The 17,517-nt window shown below is 75.9% G+C and carries 12 protein-coding genes and 1 pseudogene; 7 read left to right on the top strand and 6 right to left on the bottom strand.

Annotated features, from left to right (window positions below; all coding sequences use genetic code 11):
• Window positions 1-292: 292 nt before the first annotated feature.
• The 3 genes and pseudogenes from TNCT1_RS29175 (at window position 293) to TNCT1_RS29165 (ending at window position 3,902) form a co-directional block, all read left to right on the top strand.
• Window positions 293-1,423, top strand: a complete 1,131-nt coding sequence (locus TNCT1_RS29175) for a glycosyltransferase family 1 protein (RefSeq protein ID WP_143638015.1) — start codon at window positions 293-295, stop codon at window positions 1,421-1,423.
• Window positions 1,420-2,550, top strand: a pseudogene (locus TNCT1_RS29170) (glycosyltransferase); the annotation flags it as partial. The gene TNCT1_RS29175 and the pseudogene TNCT1_RS29170, both read left to right, overlap by 4 nt.
• A gap of 383 nt (window positions 2,551-2,933) precedes the next feature.
• Window positions 2,934-3,902 (top strand): SGNH/GDSL hydrolase family protein, encoded by a 969-nt coding sequence (locus TNCT1_RS29165; RefSeq protein ID WP_143638012.1) that lies wholly within the window; start codon window positions 2,934-2,936, stop codon window positions 3,900-3,902.
• Here TNCT1_RS29165 and TNCT1_RS29160 read toward each other — a convergent pair.
• The 5 genes from TNCT1_RS29160 to TNCT1_RS29140 form a co-directional block, all read right to left on the bottom strand.
• Window positions 3,803-4,672, bottom strand: coding sequence for a biotin-dependent carboxyltransferase family protein (locus TNCT1_RS29160; RefSeq protein ID WP_143638010.1), 870 nt, complete (start codon window positions 4,670-4,672; stop codon window positions 3,803-3,805). The two genes, TNCT1_RS29165 and TNCT1_RS29160, sit on opposite strands and share 100 nt — an antisense overlap.
• 40 nt (window positions 4,673-4,712) lie before the next feature.
• A complete protein-coding gene (locus TNCT1_RS29155) occupies window positions 4,713-5,330 on the bottom strand; it encodes an allophanate hydrolase subunit 1 (protein ID WP_143638260.1) in 618 nt (205 codons plus the stop codon).
• A gap of 5 nt (window positions 5,331-5,335) precedes the next feature.
• Window positions 5,336-6,094: a LamB/YcsF family protein gene (locus TNCT1_RS29150; protein ID WP_143638008.1), complete on the bottom strand. Its 759-nt coding sequence runs from the start codon at window positions 6,092-6,094 to the stop codon at window positions 5,336-5,338.
• A 73-nt stretch (window positions 6,095-6,167) separates the two neighbouring features.
• Complete coding sequence (locus tag TNCT1_RS29145; RefSeq protein ID WP_143638006.1) at window positions 6,168-7,004, bottom strand: putative hydro-lyase; 837 nt, start codon at window positions 7,002-7,004, stop codon at window positions 6,168-6,170.
• Window positions 7,004-8,323 (bottom strand): MFS transporter, encoded by a 1,320-nt coding sequence (locus TNCT1_RS29140; protein WP_143638004.1) that lies wholly within the window; start codon window positions 8,321-8,323, stop codon window positions 7,004-7,006. Before TNCT1_RS29140 ends, TNCT1_RS29145 begins: the two co-directional genes overlap by 1 nt.
• A gap of 165 nt (window positions 8,324-8,488) precedes the next feature.
• Here TNCT1_RS29140 and TNCT1_RS29135 point away from each other — a divergent pair, with 165 nt between their 5' ends.
• From TNCT1_RS29135 to TNCT1_RS29120, 4 genes are all read left to right on the top strand, one after another.
• Window positions 8,489-9,190, top strand: a complete 702-nt coding sequence (locus TNCT1_RS29135; protein ID WP_143638002.1) for a GntR family transcriptional regulator — start codon at window positions 8,489-8,491, stop codon at window positions 9,188-9,190.
• A gap of 198 nt (window positions 9,191-9,388) precedes the next feature.
• Window positions 9,389-10,915 (top strand): hypothetical protein, encoded by a 1,527-nt coding sequence (locus TNCT1_RS29130; protein ID WP_143638000.1) that lies wholly within the window; start codon window positions 9,389-9,391, stop codon window positions 10,913-10,915.
• 31 nt (window positions 10,916-10,946) lie between these two features.
• Window positions 10,947-11,825: a hypothetical protein gene (locus TNCT1_RS29125; RefSeq protein ID WP_143637998.1), complete on the top strand. Its 879-nt coding sequence runs from the start codon at window positions 10,947-10,949 to the stop codon at window positions 11,823-11,825.
• 37 nt (window positions 11,826-11,862) lie between these two features.
• Window positions 11,863-16,542, top strand: coding sequence for a hypothetical protein (locus TNCT1_RS29120; protein ID WP_143637996.1), 4,680 nt, complete (start codon window positions 11,863-11,865; stop codon window positions 16,540-16,542).
• A 64-nt stretch (window positions 16,543-16,606) separates the two neighbouring features.
• On the opposite strand, the gene TNCT1_RS29115 is transcribed toward TNCT1_RS29120, so the two are convergent.
• On the bottom strand, window positions 16,607-17,137 hold the full coding sequence (locus tag TNCT1_RS29115; protein ID WP_143638258.1) for a hypothetical protein: 531 nt from the start codon (window positions 17,135-17,137) through the stop codon (window positions 16,607-16,609).
• Between the last annotated feature and the right edge of the window lie 380 nt (window positions 17,138-17,517).

Below are 17,517 nucleotides of genomic sequence, written 5' to 3'. Positions count from 1 at the left end.
GGCCTGCGCCGCGCCCCCGCGCCGCGGGCGAGGGCAGGCCCCGCCGGAGGGGGCGCCGAGCGCACCTGGCGGGCCCTCGAAGGCACCCGGCGGGCCCTCGCCGGGCCGGCCCGAGACGCTCGCGGCCCGGGCGGGGACCCGCCCGCCGCGTGAACACCGGATGACCCGCGGGACAGGCGGACATGGCGGCACTCCGACCCGCTCGGGTGCGCGGTCCAACGCTCATGGGACGTTCCCCGGCCGGAAAGATCGACGTTGACGCGGCCACGTCCAGCACGGCGACAACACACCTATGCGTGTCGTCATCGTGACCGAATCCTTTCCCCCCGACGTGAACGGCGTCGCCCACTGCGCGCTCCAGACCGCCCGCCACCTCGTGGACCGCGGTCACCACCCGCTCGTCGTCGCCCCGGCCACCGCGCCCGGCACCAGGCCCGACGCCCTGGCCGAGCCGTGTCCCGTCGTCCGCGTCCCCTCCCTCCCGCTGCCCGGCTACCCGCAGGTCCGGGTGGCCCTGCCCAGCCGGCGGCTCACCGCCGCGCTGGCCGGGCACCGGGCCGACCTGGTCCACCTGGCCGGCCCCTTCGTCCTCGGCGTGCGGGGCATGGCCGCCGCCGCCCGGCTCGGCATACCCGCGGTCGCCGTCTACCAGACCGACCTGGCCGGATACGCCCGTACCTACATGGGCGCCGGCGAGGCGGCGGCCTGGCGCCGGATCCGCTCCGTGCACAGCGCGGCCGACCGCACCCTCGCCCCGTCCAGCGCCGCCCTGCGGGACCTTGAGGCGCAGGGCGTGCCCCGGGTCCGGCTGTGGCCGCGCGGCGTGGACACCGACCGCTTCCGGCCGGACCGGCGGGACGAGGCGCTGCGCCGTGAACTCGCCCCGAACGGCGAGGTGATCGTCGGCTACGTCGGCCGGCTCGCCCCCGAGAAGCAGGTCGACCTCCTGGCCGGCGTCTGCGGACTGCGGGGCGTGCGGGTCGTGGTGGTCGGCGACGGGCCCAGCCGCGCCCACCTGGCCGAAGCCCTGCCGGGCGCCGTCTTCCTGGGCCGGCGCACCGGCGACGACCTCGCCCGGATCTTCGCCTCGCTCGACGTGTTCGCGCACACCGGCCCCTTCGAGACCTTCTGCCAGACGGTCCAGGAGGCCATGGCCAGCGGGGTGCCCGTGGTGGCCCCCGCCGCCGGCGGACCGCTCGACCTGGTCGCCCACGGGCGCACCGGCCTGCTCGTGCCGCCGCGCGACCCGGTCGCCGTGCGGGAGGCCGTGCGCATCCTGGCCGCCGACGCGGGGACGCGGGCCGCGTACGGAGCCGCCGGGCGGGAGACGGTCGAGGGCCGCACCTGGGCCGCCGTCGGCGACCGGCTGATCGCCCACTACGAGGACGTGCTCGCGGCCCGCCGGACGGCGGTGGCGGCATGACCGGCACACCCCTGCGCATCGTCCGGCTCGCCAACTTCGTCACCCCGGCCTCCGGCGGCCTGCGCACCGCGCTGCGCGAACTGGGCCGCGGCTACCGGGCGGCGGGCCACGAACCGGTGCTGGTGGTGCCGGGCGAACGGCACACCGACCGCGAAACGGAGCAGGGCCGGGTCATCACCCTGCCCGGCCCCGTGCTGCCCGGCACCGGCGGCTACCGCGTCCTGGCCGACAGGCGGCGCCTCGCCGTGCTCCTGGAAGGGCTCCGCCCGGACCGCCTGGAGGTGTCCGACCGCACCACCCTGCGCTGGACCGGCCGCTGGGCGCGCCGCGCGCGCGTGCCCGCGGTGATGGTCTCCCATGAGACCGCCGACGGCGTGCTGCGCACCTGGGGCCTGCCGGAGCGGCTCGCCCGGCGGACCGCCGACGCCCTGAACACCCGCACCGCGCACGTCTACGCGCGCGTGGTGTGCACCACGGAGTTCGCCGAGCGGGAGTTCGTGCGCGTCGGCGCGCGCAACGTCGTACGCGCCCCGCTGGGCGTCGACCTGACGGAGCGGCACCCCGCCCTGCGGGACCCCGGGCTGCGGGCCCTCCACGCGCGCGGGGACGAGGCACTGCTGGTGATGTGCTCGCGGCTGTCCGTGGAGAAGCGGCCCGGAACCGCCCTGGACGCCCTGGAGGCTCTGCTGCTGCGCGGCCGGCGTGCGGTGCTGGTGGTGGCCGGGGACGGGCCGCTGCGGACGCGGCTGGAGCACCGGGCGCGCGAACGCGGGCTGCCGGTGACGTTCCTGGGCCATGTCACGGACCGGACGGACCTCGGCACGCTCCAGGCGTCCGCCGACGTGTGCCTCGCGCCCGGACCCGCCGAGACCTTCGGGCTGGCCGCGCTGGAGGCCATGGCCTGCGGGACGCCCGTGGTGGCGAGCGCGTCCTCGGCGCTGCCCGAGGTGCTCGGGTCCGCGGGAGCGGCGGCGGCCGACCGGGGCGAGGCCTTCGCGGACGCCGTCGAACTCCTGCTGACGCGCTCCGAGCCCGAGCGGAGGGAAGCGGCACGCGCGCGTGCCGAATGCTTCGGCTGGGGCACGGCGGTGGAGGCCTTCCTGGCCGCCCACGACGCGGAGGTGCTGGGGCGGGGGGACACGTCGGCTGGTTCGACTGGGGAGGTGCTCGGGGGTGCGGGCGGGCCGGTCGGGTCGGCTGCGGTGGTGCTTGGGCGTGCGGGTGCGGCGGGCCCTTCGGCCGGGGAGGTGTTCGGGCGGGCGGACGTTTCGGCTGGTTCGACCTGTGGTGAGTTCGCTCAGGCGGATGTGCCGGTTGGTCGGGACGGCGAGGTGTTCGGGGGCGTGGACACGTCGGTCGGCTCGGCTACGGCGGTGCGTGAGCGTGCGGGTGCGGCGGGCCCTTCGGCCGGGGAGGTGCTGGGGCCGGGGGGCGCCCCGGCGCGTTCCGGTGCCGGTGTGTTCGGCTCTCCGGGCGCGGCGGGCCGGCCCGCCGCTCAGGAGGGCGCGGCATGAGACCCGTCCGCTTCGTGGCCCTCGGCGACTCGCTGACGGAGGGCGTGGGCGACCCGGCCGGGGGCGCCTGGCGCGGCTGGGCCGCCCTGCTGGCCGCGGCGCTCACCGAGGACCCCGGCCGGACGGAGTTCACGAACCTGGCCGTCAGCGGGGCGCTGACACGGGACGTGCGCGAGTACCAGACCCCGGCCGGGCTCGCCCTGAACCCGGACCTGGCGTCCGTGGTCGTCGGCGTCAACGACACCCTGCGCCGCACCTTCGACATCGGCGCCGTGGCCGCACGGCTCGACCAGGTGTACGCGGCCTTCACCGGCCAGGGCGCCACCCTGCTCACCGCCTGTCTGCCCGATCCCGGCGCGATGCTGGGGCTCCCCGGCGCCCTGGCCCGGCCGCTGGCCCGACGGCAGCGGGCGGTCAACACGGTCGTGCACGCGCTGTCCGACCGGTACGGGGCGGTCCACCTGCACGCCGCGCAGGGCGCCTGGCTCGCCGACCGCGCCCTGTGGAGCGCGGACCGGCTGCACCCGGGCGAGCGCGGCCACCGTCAGTTCGCGGCCCGTTTCCACGCCCTGCTCGCCGCGGCGGGCCTGGCCGCCGGGGCACCGCCGTCCGCCGAACCGGACCTCCCGTCGCCGACCCGTGCGGCGAGCCTGTGGTGGCTCGCCACCGCCGGGACCGGCTGGGTGGCCCGGCGCAGCACCGATCTGCTGCCCCAGTTGCTGCTCCTGGCGGCGGACGAGGCCCGGCACCGCGCGCGGGGCACCGGCGACCGGCTCGACCTGCGCGCGTCCGCAGCGGCGGCACGGGCGCTGGCCGCCCTGCCCGCCGCGCGGCGGAGCGAGGACCGCCGGTCCGGCTCCGGCGTTCAGCGGCGCCCGGCGGCCACGAAGCGCACCGGGGTGCCCGGGACCGCCTGCGCGGCCGCGGGGAGGTCCGCGGCGCGCACCACGGCGATCACCGGGTAGCCCCCGGTCGTCGGATGGTCGGCCAGGAACACCACCGGGCGGCCGTCCGGCGGCACCTGGACCGCGCCGAGGACCATGCCCTCGCTGGGGAGCTCGCCGTCGCGGGCCCGCTCGAGGGCGGGCCCCTCGGTGCGCAGGCCGATGCGGTTGCCGGCCGGGGACACCCGGTACGCGCGCGTGGTCAGCGTGCGCAGCGCGCCCGCCGTGAACCAGTCGTCGCGCGGGCCCAGGGTCACCCGGAGCACCAGTTCATCCGGCACACCGGGCTGCGGGGCGGCGTCCACGCGCGCGGGAGGACCGGCCGGGGCGCCCAGCGGCAGTACCACGCCGTCCGCGAGGGGCGGCGGACCGAGGCCGGACAGCAGGTCGCGGGAGCGGCTGCCGAGCACGGGCTCCACGGCGATGCCGCCGGACACGGCCACGTAGCTGCGCAGGCCCAACACGGCCGTGCCCACCTCCAGCAGCTCACCCGCCGGCACGACGACCGGTGCGCCCCAGGCGGCCGGGCGGCCGCCCACGGTGACCGGGCACGGCGCGCCCCCGACGGCGACGGTCACCGTCGAACGCGGGCGCAGCGCGCAGCCGTCGACCGTGGTCTCCAGGACGGCCGCGGCCGCGGGATTGCCCGCCAGCCGGTTGACGAGGGCCGCCGCGTGCGGATCGAGCGCACCGGAGCGGGGCACGCCGAGGTGGGCGTACCCGGGGCGCCCGCGGTCCTGCACGGTGGTCAGCGCCCCGGCCCGCACCACGACGAGCGCACGGTCGGTCATGACCCCTCCCCGGACTCCGGGCACGCGCGCGCGTACGCGGTCACTCGTCCCCCGCCGGTACGAAGCGCACCCGCGTGCCCGGTGAGAGCAACGCGGCCGGTACGCGCGTGTGGTCCCACAGCACCGCCTCCGTGGTGCCGATGAGCTGCCAGCCGCCCGGCGAGGAGCGCGGGTAGACACCCGTGTACGGCCCCGCGAGCGCCACGGCGCCGGCCGGTACCGCCGTGCGCGGGGTGGCCCGGCGCGGGACGCCGTAGCGGGCGGGCAGGCCGGTGAGGTAGCCGAAGCCGGGCGCGAACCCGCAGAAGGCCACCGTGAACTCGGTGCCGGCGTGGATCCGCACGGCCTCGCCGACGGACACGCCCCAGTGCGCGGCGACCTCGGCGAGGTCCGGGCCGTCGTAGCGCACACGCAGCTCGACCAGCTCACGCGCGTGCGGGGGAGCGGCCGGCACGTCGGCTGCGGCCAGTTCGGACGCCAGCCGGGCCGGGTCGGCCAGGCCGTCGAGCAGGACCGTACGGGCGGCCGGGACGATCTCGCGGACGGTCAGCGACCCCTCCGCCCGGCGCCGCAGCAGCTCCGCGTGTAGGGCCTGCGCCTGCACACCTGAGGCGACCTCCACCAGCAGTGCGTCGTCGCCGACGGGCAGGGCCGTCACGCCGCTCATGCGAAGGCCTCCACCCGGACGCCCGCCGCCACCAGCCGTTCGCGCACCCGGCGGGCCAGGTCCACCGCGCCGGCCGTGTCGCCGTGCAGGCACAGCGAACGGGCGCGCATCCGGATGCGCGCGCCGGAGTGCGTGACGACGGAGCCGGAGCGCGCGAGCCCGACCGAGCGCTCCACGACGGTCTCCGGGTCGCTCACCACGGCGCCGTCCCGGTCGCGCGGCACCAGTGTGCCCGCGTCCGTGTAGGCGCGGTCGGCGAACGCCTCGGTGACGGCCGGCAGGCCCGCCTTCCCGGCCCGTTCCAGCAGCCGGGAGCCGGGCAGGCCGAGGACCGGCAGCGAGGCGTCCGCCAGCAGCACGCCGTCGACCACCGCCGCGGCCTGCTCCTCGTCGCGCACCACCCGGTTGTAGAGCGCGCCGTGCGGCTTGACGTACGCCACGCGCGCGCCCGCCGCCCGGGCGAACACCTCCAGGGCGCCGATCTGATAGGCCACTTCGGCCGCCAGCTCGTTGGGCGGCACGTCCATCGCGCGCCGCCCGAACCCGGCGAGGTCCCGGTAGGAGACCTGGGCGCCGATCGTCACCCCGCGTGCGGCGGCCAGCTCGCACACCCGGCGCATGGTGGCCGCGTCCCCGGCGTGGAACCCGCAGGCCACGTTGGCGCTGGTGACGACGGACAGCAGCTGCTCGTCGTCGGTCAGGCGCCAGCGGCCGAAGCCCTCGCCCAGGTCGGCGTTCAGATCGATCGCGGTCATGGTCCCTCGTGTCCTTACGTCCTCGTGTCGGATGCCGCCCGGGCCGTCGTGCCCGACGCGCCGCTCGCCGGCGTCAGTCGACGCCGGCCACGCGGTACTGCTCGTCCCGCGCGTCGGTCAGGAACATATGGCCGGGCACGTGGGTGATGGCGAACGGCGGCCGGGACGCCATCACCGCCGCCTGCGGGGTCACCCCGCAGGCCCAGAACACCGGTATGTCGTCCGGCGCGGCGTCCACCGGGTCGCCGAAGTCCGGCCGGCCGAGGTCCTTGATGCCGAGGGCCGCGGGGTCGCCGCAGTGCACCGGCCCGCCGTGCACGGCGGGCAGTAGGCCGCTCTCCCGGATCGCGGCGCGCAGGTGCTGCGGCGGCACCGGGCGCATGGACACCACCATCGGCCCGCGCAGCCGGCCCGCGGGACGGCACTGCCGTCCGGTCACGTACATCGGCACGTTGCGGCCCTGCTCGACGTGCCGGATCGGCACCCCCGCCGCGGCCAGCGCCCACTCGAAGGTGAAACTGCAGCCCAGCAGGAACGACACCAGGTCGTCCCGCCAGAACGCGCGCGCGTCCGCGGGCTCCTCGACCAGCTCGCCGTCCCGCCACACCCGGTAGCGCGGCAGATCGGTGCGCAGGTCAGCGCCCGGGGCGAGCACGGTCGAGACGGAACCCGCGTCCGTGACGTCCAGTACGGGGCAGGGCTTGGGGTTGCGCTGGCAGAAGAGCAGCATGTCGTAGGCCCAGTCGGCCGGCACCGCGATCAGGTTGGCCTGGGTGTGCCCGGCCGCAACGCCCGCCGTGGGGCCGGAGAGGCCCGCGCGGAAGCGGTTGCGCGCGGCCGCCGGAGTCCACGCGTGCGCGTGCTCGTCGACGAGGGGCACGGGCCGGTCCGGGGCACGGTTCGTCCGCATCACGCCAGCTCCTTCCCGCGCGTCTCGGGCAGCCCGAGCAGGGCGAGCGCCGCCAGGCCGTAGCCGACCGCGCCGAAGACCAGCGCGCCGCCCACGCCCCAGCTGTCGGCCAGGAAACCCACCAGGGTCGGGAACACCGCGCCCACCGCGCGGCCGGTGTTGTACGTGAAGCCCTGCCCGGTGCCGCGCACCCGCGTCGGGTACAGCTCGCTGAGGTAGGAGCCGAAGCCGCTGAAGATGGCCGACATGCAGAAGCCGAGCGGGAACCCGAGCACCAGCAGCAGCGTGTCGGCGCCGTGCGGGATGTTGGCGTAGGCCAGCACGCAGACCGCGGAGAGCAGCGCGAACAGCCAGATGTTGCGGCGCCTGCCGAGCCGGTCGGTGAGGTATCCACCGGTCAGGTAGCCGAGGAAGGCACCCGAGATCAGCAGGGTCAGATAGCCGCCGGTGCCCACGACGGACAGGCCGCGCTCGCTCTTCAGGTACGTCGGCACCCAGGTCGCCAGCGTGTAGTAGCCGCCCTGCACGCCGGTGGACAGCAGGCTCGCGAGGACCGTCGTGCGCAGCAGACCCGGATCGCCGTCCGCGGCCGGCCGGAAGATCGCCGTGAACGAGCCGCGTCCGGGGCTCTGTTCGCGGACCGCCGTCGCCCCCGGCGCGTCGTGCACCCGGCGGCGCAGCCACACCACGAGCAGCGCGGGCAGCGCCCCGGTCCAGAACATGATCCGCCAGGCCAGGTCCTCGCCGGCGAAGGAGAAGACCAGCGTGTAGACGACCGCGGCCAGCGCCCAGCCGACCGCCCAGGAACTCTGGACCGCGCCGAGGGTGCGGCCCCGGTGCCTGGCGCTCGCGTACTCGGCGACCAGGATGGCGCCGACCGCCCATTCGCCGCCGAAGCCGAGGCCCTGCAGGGCGCGGAAGACCAGCAGCGTCTCGTAGTCGGGCGCGAAGCCGCAGGCCACGGTGAAGACGGCGTACGTGATCACCGTGATCATCAGCGCCCGGACCCGGCCCACCCGGTCCGCGACCACGCCCGCCACGGCCCCGCCGATCGCGGAGACCACCAGCGTGACGGTGGTGAACAGGCCGGTCTGGCCGCTGTCCAGACCGAAGTAGGCCGAGAGCGCCACCATGCTCAGCGGCAGCGTGAAGTAGTCGTAGGAGTCGAGGGCGTATCCGCCGAAGGCTCCGGCGAACGCCCGGCGGCCGCGCGGGCCGAGGGCCCGCAGCCAGCCGAACGCGCCGTCCTCGGCGTCTCGTTCACCCGTCGCTGGTCGCAGGTCCGGTACCGCGGACCGGGGCGGAGGAGTCGTGCTCATGGGGCACCTCGCAGGAAGGAGACGGAGGGTGCGGTGAACTGAGCAGTGCCTTGCGGGAGTTGTGCGGTGCGGCGATCGTGCCGTGCGAAGCACCGTAGAGGATCGTTCAACGATCCTTCAATACCCCTGTTGTCCCGTCCTCCTGACTGCGGTTGAATTCCGGGCATGGCAGAGCAGCTGACGGGACTGGCCGACGACCGCGCCCTCCTGGGGCGCACCAGCACCGCCGAACGGGTCTCCGACATCCTCCGCAGCCGTATCGCCGAGGGCTATTTCCCGCCGGGCACCCGTCTGTCCGAGGACGCCATAGGCGGCGCCCTCGGGGTCTCCCGCAACACCCTGCGCGAGGCGTTCCGGCTGCTCACCCACGAGCGCCTGCTCGTCCACGAACTCAACCGCGGCGTCTTCGTCCGGGTCCTGGCCGTGGAGGACGTCGAGGACATCTACCGCGTCCGCACCCTCGTCGAGTGCGCCGTCGTACGCGGTCTCGGTGAGCCGCCGTACGCCCTCGACGGCCTCGCCGACGCCGTCACCGAGGGACAGCTCGCCACCCAGGAGAACGACTGGAAAACGCTCGGCACGGCCAACATCCACTTCCACCGCGAACTGGTCGCCCTCGCCGGCAGCGAACGCACCGACGAGCTGATGCGCAGCGTCTTCGCCGAGCTGCGGCTGGCCTTCCACGTCGTCGACGACCCGCGCCGGCTGCACGAGCCGTACCTCGCCCGCAACCGTGAGATCCTGCGGGCCCTGCAGGCCGGGGACCGGCGCGGGGCCGAGCGGCTGCTGCGGACCTACCTCGCCGACTCGCTGGAGCGGGTCGTGGAGGTGTACCGGCGCCGCGTCGGCGAGGACGGCGCCTGCTGACGCCGGTGCCGCGGAACCATGACACCGGTCCCGCGGGATCATGACACCGGATCCCGTGAGGATCACGACACCGGTCCCGCGAGGATCACGCGCGCGGTGCCCGCGGAGCCGGCCGCCGGTGCCTGTAGAGCCTCCGTGACGACGGTCGCTTCTGCGCCGTTTGGGTCGTTGTCAGACCGAGGACCTAGTCTGTGCACCGTGACTTCGCCTGCATCGACGGACAGCGCTCCGCCCCAGCTCAGCGCGGGACCGCGCCCGGCGCCGGGCCCGGCCGCCGACGAGGGGCTGGCGCGCCGGCTGCGCGCGCTCGCCTGCACCGCGCCGCTGCACGACCTCGACGCGCGCAAGGCCAACCTGGCCGGCGAGTACTCGGTGTACGGCATGGCCGAGGTGGCCCTGGCCGCCATCGACCTGGTCACGCTGAACATGGACTTCGACACGGGCGCCGACCACGAGCAGATCGTGGCCCGGCTCGTCCCCCGCATCGCCGCCCAAGCGCCGCACCGGCCCGCAGCCGAGCACGAGCGCGTGGCCCGCTGGGTCCTGGAGAACCTGATCAACGTCGGCAGCGTGGACCGCGGCTTCCGCGCGGTGTACGGCACCTTCGCCCCGGACGGCACCTACGTGCGCCGCGACTACGACTTCAAGCTGATCGAAGAGGTCCCCGGCCCCGGCGGCACGGTGTACCTGCGCACCACCGACGAAGCGGTCAACGTCCTCGTCGGCGCCCTGGACACCGACGTCACCAGCGCGCAGATCGCCGCCGAGGTCAAGCTCGAGGTGCTGATCAACCGGGGCCGCCTCGCCGACGCCCAGCTCGCCGCCGAGCAGGCCCGCTACCGCACCGTGCAGTACTCCGAGACCCTGCGCCGCGCCCTGGAGGCCACCCGGCGCAACGTCCGCGCGGTCGACTGGCTGAACGCCGTGCCCGACATGATCGCCGAGGCCCTCGACCACGTGGCCGACCGCTACCGGCACGAGAACGCGATCCTCACCAACATCCGCAAGGCCCGCGACGAGACCGAGGACACCGGGCACAAGCGCCGCGCGGCCGAACTGGTGGACATCGTCAAGGACTGCATCCGCCGGCACACCCAGCTGCAGTCCCGGCTGCTGGAAGCGGGCCCGCTGTTCCGCGCCGAACAGGACAGACAGGCGTTCGCCACACCGGCGACCACCTCCGGCACCGACCTGTACGGCCACCTCCTCGCGCCGGCGCTGCCGCTGGAGCTGGAGCGGGCGGTCCGGGTCACGGACGCCTTCTTCGCCCACGCCACCGGACTGCGCACACCCGTGTCGGTGCGGGTCGGCGACCTCGTGGACATCCTGCTGACGCCGCCGGTGGAACGGGAGCACCTGGGCGCCGAGATGCCCGAGCCCGACCTGATCGCGACCCCCGACGACAGCCGGTTCAGCGAGGAGCAGCTCGCCGCCGCCATGGAACTGCTGGACCTGCCGGCGGACGCGCCGCGCAGACTGTCCGGGCTGCTCGCCGAGGCGCGCGGACAGGACCCCGAACTGCCCTACCTGGTCGCGCTGCTGGCCGTGCACGCGGCCAGCCCCGCGGTCGGCACCGCCTACCGGCAGGGTGAGCAGAGACTGCTGTTCGCCGTCGACGACGGGACCGAACTGGACGATCCCGAGTTCGGCGGGGCCGACCTGATCGTCGGAACGGCGCTGCTGGACGCGGCGGGAATGGCCGCCGACCGGACGGAAGCAGCATGAACGAGCCAGCACGCGACAAGGAGCCCAGACCGTGACCGAGCACGTCGAGTGGAGTGACACGGAGGCCCCGGCCCCGTCGGCGTCCGCCGCCGTCACCCCCGCCGACGCCGCCGACGCGGCGCGGCTCGTCGCCTTCGGGCTGCAGCCCAAACTGCAGCCCGCGCGCGACCAGGAGTACACCGAACTGCTGCGCCGCTACCGCGAGGAGCCGGCCTTCGCGCGGCTGGCGGACGCCGTCGCCGCCGGACTCGGCCTGGTCGTGCTCGAGGTGTCCCCGCGCGCGGGGATGGCCGTGACGGCCGCCGAGGACTCCGTGTTCGCCGTCCGCATGGGCGACTACGCGCGTCGCACCGCCGCCGACTCCGGGGACCGCTTCCTGCACGGGCTGGCCCACCTCGCCGTCGCCGCGCTCGCCTTCCCGCGCCCGGAGGACCTGGCCGACGACTCCTACATCGGCCGGATCACCGTCAACGGCGTCGACGCCTTCGTACGGCAGGCCTGCCGCCGTCTGGAGGAGCGGGCCGAGGAACGCGGCGAGAACACCGACCCGGCCACCGACGCGCCCGGCCTCGAGACGGCCTGGCGGATCTGGGCCCGGCGCAGCGCCACCGGCGCCACCAAGGACGCGCGCCGGCCGGCCGCCTCCACCACGGGCATCGTCGCCAAGGCCGCGGCCTTCCTCACCGACTCCGGCTTCCTGCAGCGCACCGGGGACGACCACGGCGGCACCTACCGCACCACGGCGCGCTACCAGCTCCAGGTACGCGACCTGGCGGGCGCCGCCGCGATGGCCGAACTGCTCGAACTGGGCGTCGTCCCGGTCACCGACGGCACGGCCAGCCTGCTGCCCGCCGAGGACACCGACGACCTGGACCTGGTGGCCGACGCCGGGCTGCCGTTCCACTCCTGATCCACCGCATTCCTGACCAGACTTACGAGAGTCCGCCATGTACGAGCTGTCCCGGGTCCGCCTCTACTCCATCGGGCCGGCCGGTGCGCGTTACGCCGACACCGTGCTCGACCTGCGGGGCGTGGGCGAGCCCGTGCCCGAACCCGCGCCCACGCAGGCGGAGTTCTTCGCCGAGGAGCCGTCCGGCCCGCCACGCCGGCCCGCGCCCGCGGGCGTGCTCTTCCTGGAGAACGGCGGCGGCAAGTCCGTCCTGCTCAAACTGATCTTCTCGGTGATGCTGCCCGGCCACCGCAACACCCTCGGCGGCGCCAGCTCCGGCGTGCTGCGCAAGTTCCTGCTCGCCGACGACTGCGGGCACGTGGCGCTGGAGTGGCAGCACGTGCAGACCGGCGAGTGCGTCGTCGTCGGCAAGGTCAGCGAGTGGCGCGGACGCCAGGTCTCCAGCGACCCGCGGAAGTTCGCCGAGGCCTGGTACTCCTTCCGGCCCGGGCCGGGCCTCAGCCTGGACAACCTGCCCGTCGCCGAGTCCACCGCGGTACGGCCGCCCGTCGAGGGCAGCTCGGGCGCCCAGGGCCGCCGCCGCACCATGAAGGGCTTCCGCGACGCCCTCACCGAGGCCGGCAAGGCCTACCCCCACCTCGAGGTGCACTGGGAGGAGATCCACGACCGCTGGATCGAGCACCTCGGCGACCTCGGCCTCGACCCCGAACTCTTCCGCTACCAGCGGGAGATGAACGCCGACGAGGGCGAGGCCGCGGGCCTCTTCGCGGTCAAGAAGGACTCCGACTTCACCGACCTGCTGCTGCGCGCGGTCACCGACACCCGCGACACCGACGGCCTCGCCGACCTGGTCAGCGGCTTCGGCAACAAGCTGGGCCGGCGGGCCGAGCTGATCGCGGAGCGGGACTTCACGGCCGGCTCCGCCGACCTGCTGGGGAAGATCGTCGAAGCCGCCGAGACACGCTCGCGCGCGCGTGACGTGCACGCCGGCGCCGAGCGCCGCACCCGCACCCTCGCCCGGCGGCTGTCCGCGCGGGCCGTGCGGGAACGGGTGCGGGCCGCCGACCTGGCGCAGCGCGTCACGGCGGCCGCCTACGCCGTCACGCACTCCGAGGGGGCGCGCGAGCGCAGCTCGCTCGTCGCCGCCGAACTCGCCTACCGCCACGCCTCCCTGGCGCTCGCCGCCGCCGAGAAGGCCGCCGCAGCGCAGAAGCGCGAACTGGCCGACGCGCGCACCCTGCACTCCGCCTGGCAGGCGGCCGAGGCCGTGCTGCGGCACCGCGCCGCCGCCGACCGCGTCACGCGCGTGTCCGCCGCCATCCAGGAGGCCGAACGGGACGCGGCCCCCGCGCTCGCCGCCCGCGCCAAGGCCGCCGTGGACCTCGTACGAGCCCTGCACGCGGCCGCCGAGAGCGCCGAGAGCCTCGCCAACGAGCAGGAGGAGCGCTCGGCGGCCCTGCAGGAGGTCGGCGAGAGCGGCTACCGCGACTCCACCGCCGCCGCCACCGAGGCCCAGCGCGCCCGCAGCGAGGCCGGGCACCTGCGCCAGCGCCTCACCGAGGTCGAGCAGGAGACGGCCGAGGCGGTCCGCGCGGGCTGGCTCGACGACAGCGCGCCGGACGCCGACCCGGCCCGTGCCGCGCTCGCCGCGAGCGACGCCGAGAAGACCGCCGTCGCCGCCTGGGACGCGGCCCGCGAGACCGCCCGCAAGGCCACCGAGCACGCGCGCGAGGCGGCCTCCGCCGAGGCGCGCGCCGAGCTGACGGCCGCCCGCGCGGCGGACGCCGCGACCGCGGCGGAACGCGCCCACGACGCCGAGCGGCGCCTCGCCGAGACCCTCGCCGCCGAGGAACGGCTCGCCGAGCTGCTGAGCCTGCCGGCCGCCGCCGCCGCGGCGGCCCGGTCCGGGGTACCCGGGGTGCCCGCGCCCAGGACCGGGTCCGCCGACGCGCCGGCGCGCGCCGCCGAGCCGGCGGCGGCCACCCGCTCGCGCGCCGAAGGCCCGCTGGGTCCCGAGGGGCTCGACCGCTTCGCCGACGAGCTGCGCGAACTCCTCGACGGCGCCGTGTCGACCGCCGAGCGGCAACTGTTCGAGCTGCGCACGGCCGCCGCCGACGACGCCCGCATCCTCGGCGCCCTGGGCGACGGTGGGCTGCTGCCGCCCGGGCCGGACGTGCTGGCCACCGTCGAGTTCCTCGGCGAGCACGGCATCCCCGCGCTGCCCGGCTGGCGCTACCTCGCGCAGGCCGTCGACCCCGCCGACCACGCGCGCGTGCTCGCCGCCCGCCCCGAACTGGTCGACGGCGTCATCATCACCGATCCCGACACGCACGCGCGTGCCCGCGAGGCGCTCGGCGACGCCGCCCTGCTGCCCCGCTCCGCCGTCGCGGTCGGCACGGCCGCGGCGCTGCTGGCCCCCACCCCGGCGCCCGGCACCACCCCCGGCGACGTCTTCCTGGTGCCGCCGAACCCCGCCATGCACGACGAGCACGCCGCCGACGAGGAGCGGCAGGCCCTGCGCGCCCGGGCCACCGAGCGCGACGAGGAGATCCGCGCGCTCGCCGCCCGGCTCGGCCGGGACCGCGAGCTGGCGGCCCGCCTCGCCTCCTGGCGCACCGGCTGCCCGGCCGGACGGCTCACCGAACTGGGCGAGGCCGCCGAGGAGGCGCGCGCGTTCGCCGAGGAGGCCGAGGCCGAACTCGCCGAGGCACGCACCGCGCGCGCGGAGGCCGACGAGGTCGCCGCCGAGGCCACGCAGGTCCGCGACGAGCGGCAGGAGGCCGCGCAGCGGGCCCGGCGCGTCGCCGACGCCCTCGCCGGGCTCGCCTTCCGGCTGCGCGAGCGCGCCGGCTGGCAGGTCAGGCTCCGCGAACTAGCCGACGAGGCGGCCGAGTCCGAGGCCCGCGCCCAGACCTGCCTGGAACGCGCCCGCGCCGCCGACGAGGACCGCCGCGCCGCCCAGCGGGCCGCCGACGACGCCCGCCGCACCGCGCGCGCGCTGCGCGCCGAGCGCTCCGAGATCGCCGGCGCCCCCGACGACGTGCCGGCGGCGGACACCGGCGCCCCGAAGACCTCCCTGCCCGCCCTGCGCGAGGCCTACCGAGCCGCCTCCCAGCTGTACGAGAAGGTCGGCGTCGGCGCCGACCTGCGGGCCGAGCAGGCCCGCGCGGAGAGCGACGAGAGCGCCGCCCGCGCCGAACTGGACCGCCTCAGCAACAAGGTCCGCACCCGCGCCGAGCAGCTGCTGCAGTCGCCGGACGGGTCCGACGGCCCCTCCCGGCAGGCGGCCGCCGCACGGGCGGAGGAGCTGGTGCAGCTCCTGGAGACCCGGATGTCCACCGCGAGCGAGCAGCTCGGCCGGCTGCGCGGCGAGGCCGAACGGCACGCCCCCGAGGACGGCGAGGCACACACCGAGCTGCCCGGCGAACTCACCCCGCGCGACGCCGAGCACGCCCAGGCCCTGCTGCGCACCGCCACGGCCGAACTCGCCGCCCGCACGGAGGCGCTGGCCGGGGCCCGGGACGCGCACGCCGAGCTGCAGGAGGCCCACCGGGCCGCCGAGGACGCCGCCGGCGGCTTCGACGAGATCGCCGCGATGCTCCGCGACCTGCTGCGCGAACACAGCGTCGACGACGAGCAGGAGGAGCCCGAGCCCTACCCGGGCACCCTGGAGGAGGCCCGGCACTCGGCCGCGGAGGCCCGCCGATCCCTGCGCGGCTGTGCCGCCGACCTGTCCGCCGCCGAGGCGGCCGTGCGCGAGGCGAGCGACGTGCTCGTGCGGCACGCCAACTCCACGCGGTACGAGCAGGTGCGCACCCCCGCCCGGCAGCAGATCCGCGAGCTGCCGGCCTCCGTCCTGCCCGAGCACGCCCAGAAGTGGGCGGCCGCCTTCGCGCCCCGCCTGCGCGTGCTCACCGACGAGCTGGTCCAGCTGGAGCGCAACCGCGACTCGATCGTGGACCGGCTGCGCGGCCTGGTCGAGTCGGCCCTGGCCACCCTGCGCTCCGCCCAGCGGCTGTCCCGCCTCCCGGAAGGGCTCGGCGAGTGGTCCGGGCAGGAGTTCCTGCGCATCCGGTTCGAGGAGCCCGACCAGGCGACGCTCACCGAACGGCTCGGAGAGGTCATCGACGAGGCCACGCGCGCGGCCGTGCGGAAGAACTCCGACCTGCGGCGCGACGGCATGTCACTGCTGCTGCGCGGAGTCGCGGCCGCGCTGCAGCCGAAGGGCGTGGCCGTGGAGATCCTCAAGCCGGACGCCGTGCTGCGCGCCGAGCGCGTCCCCGTCGGCCAGATGGGCGACGTGTTCTCCGGCGGGCAGCTGCTCACCGCCGCCATCGCCCTGTACTGCACGATGGCGGCCCTGCGCTCCAACGACCGGGGCCGGGACAGGCACCGGCATGCCGGGACGCTGTTCCTCGACAACCCGATCGGCCGCGCGAACGCCACCTACCTGCTGGAACTGCAGCGGGCGGTGTCCGACGCGCTGGGCGTGCAACTGCTGTACACCACCGGCCTGTTCGACACGACGGCGCTCGCCGAGTTCCCGCTGGTCATCCGGCTCCGCAACGACGCCGACCTCAGGGCGGGCCTGAAGTACATCAGCGTGGAGGAACACCTGCGGCCCGGCCTGCCGCAGCAGCCGCAGGCCGGAGAGGCGGGGCACAGCGAGATCACGGCGACCCGCATGTACAAGCGGCCGGCCTCCGCCACCTCCTGACCAGGGCGTCCCGGACGGACGGGAGGGGCCGGCTCAGCCGCCGCCTCCCGTCCGTCCGGCTCCGTCAGGGGTGCGAGAGCTGCCCGGCGCCGCCGCGCCGCCGTGTCCGGGCCTGCTCCCGCTGGGTGACCCGCTCCGTACGCCGGCGGGCACGGCGCTCCCGGCGCAGCGCCCGGGCCGTGCTGCTCGGCTCGGAGACGACGCCGTACCGCTGGTTCCACACCTGGCGCGTCACCCAGACGTCGGCCACACCCCAGGTGGCGACGATCGTGCTGACCACGCTGCTGATCACCATCGGGAAGGCCAGCCAGGACCCGGCCATGGTGCACAGGAACGCCACCACCGCCTGGATCAGCGTCACCGAGATGATCAGCACCGCCCGCACCGCCGACGTGCGCACCGGGTCCGGCAGCCGGCGCCGCCGCGCGGGCTCCTCGACCCACAACTGCCGTTCCGGCTGCCGGAACTCGTCCGTGAACTCCCCGGCGCGCTCATCCGCCGGAATGTCGTGATCCGGCGCTTCCCGGTGCCGCCGCACCGGCGAGCGTTCCGCCACGCTCGCCGCGGTCGCCCCGCGCCGCTCCGCCGTGCCCATCACCGTGTCACTCCCCACCGCCGGCAGGCCCCTTGCCCCGATGTCCGAAGACGCCGACTCCCCTTGGGCTGCCCGGCTTGCGCACTTTTACGCCGCCGGGATGCGGGATGCGGCTCCTGTGGCCGATTCCGCCCCCATTTCCTGTGTAGTGAGACGCGCGACGAGCCGCGAAGATTCCCTCCGGCGAAAAGTTCCGGCCAACCAGTTGTCCGTACTCCTCCGGTCGGCCCTGCCGCCGGCCCCGGACCCCGGGCGCAAAGTCCCGCAATGGCCGGACAACTCGTCATCTCTCGCCTGCGTCACGGGAGTTCGCACGCCACACGCGTCTTCGAGTTATCTGTGCGGCGGTAGTAGGCTCGCGCCGTTTGTTGACGCACATG

Origin of the sequence: Streptomyces sp. 1-11 (genome assembly GCF_007176755.1) — a bacterium.
In the GTDB taxonomy this organism is placed as follows: domain Bacteria; phylum Actinomycetota; class Actinomycetes; order Streptomycetales; family Streptomycetaceae; genus Streptomyces.
The sequence above is the reverse complement of the archived record's forward strand: the minus strand, read 5'-3'. Positions and strand labels throughout refer to the sequence as shown.

Excerpts from the sequence above, each read along its gene's own strand:
- TNCT1_RS29160 (WP_143638010.1), bottom strand. The coding sequence starts at position 4,672 with ATGACCGACCGTGCGCTCGTCGTGGTGCGGGCCGGGGCGCTGACCACC.
- TNCT1_RS29165 (WP_143638012.1), top strand. The coding sequence starts at position 2,934 with ATGAGACCCGTCCGCTTCGTGGCCCTCGGCGACTCGCTGACGGAGGGC.
- TNCT1_RS29150 (WP_143638008.1), bottom strand. The coding sequence starts at position 6,094 with ATGACCGCGATCGATCTGAACGCCGACCTGGGCGAGGGCTTCGGCCGC.
- TNCT1_RS29140 (WP_143638004.1), bottom strand. The coding sequence starts at position 8,323 with ATGAGCACGACTCCTCCGCCCCGGTCCGCGGTACCGGACCTGCGACCA.
- TNCT1_RS29145 (WP_143638006.1), bottom strand. The coding sequence starts at position 7,004 with ATGCGGACGAACCGTGCCCCGGACCGGCCCGTGCCCCTCGTCGACGAG.
- TNCT1_RS29135 (WP_143638002.1), top strand. The coding sequence starts at position 8,489 with ATGGCAGAGCAGCTGACGGGACTGGCCGACGACCGCGCCCTCCTGGGG.
- TNCT1_RS29175 (WP_143638015.1), top strand. The coding sequence starts at position 293 with ATGCGTGTCGTCATCGTGACCGAATCCTTTCCCCCCGACGTGAACGGC.
- TNCT1_RS29115 (WP_143638258.1), bottom strand. The coding sequence starts at position 17,137 with ATGGGCACGGCGGAGCGGCGCGGGGCGACCGCGGCGAGCGTGGCGGAA.
- TNCT1_RS29120 (WP_143637996.1), top strand. The coding sequence starts at position 11,863 with ATGTACGAGCTGTCCCGGGTCCGCCTCTACTCCATCGGGCCGGCCGGT.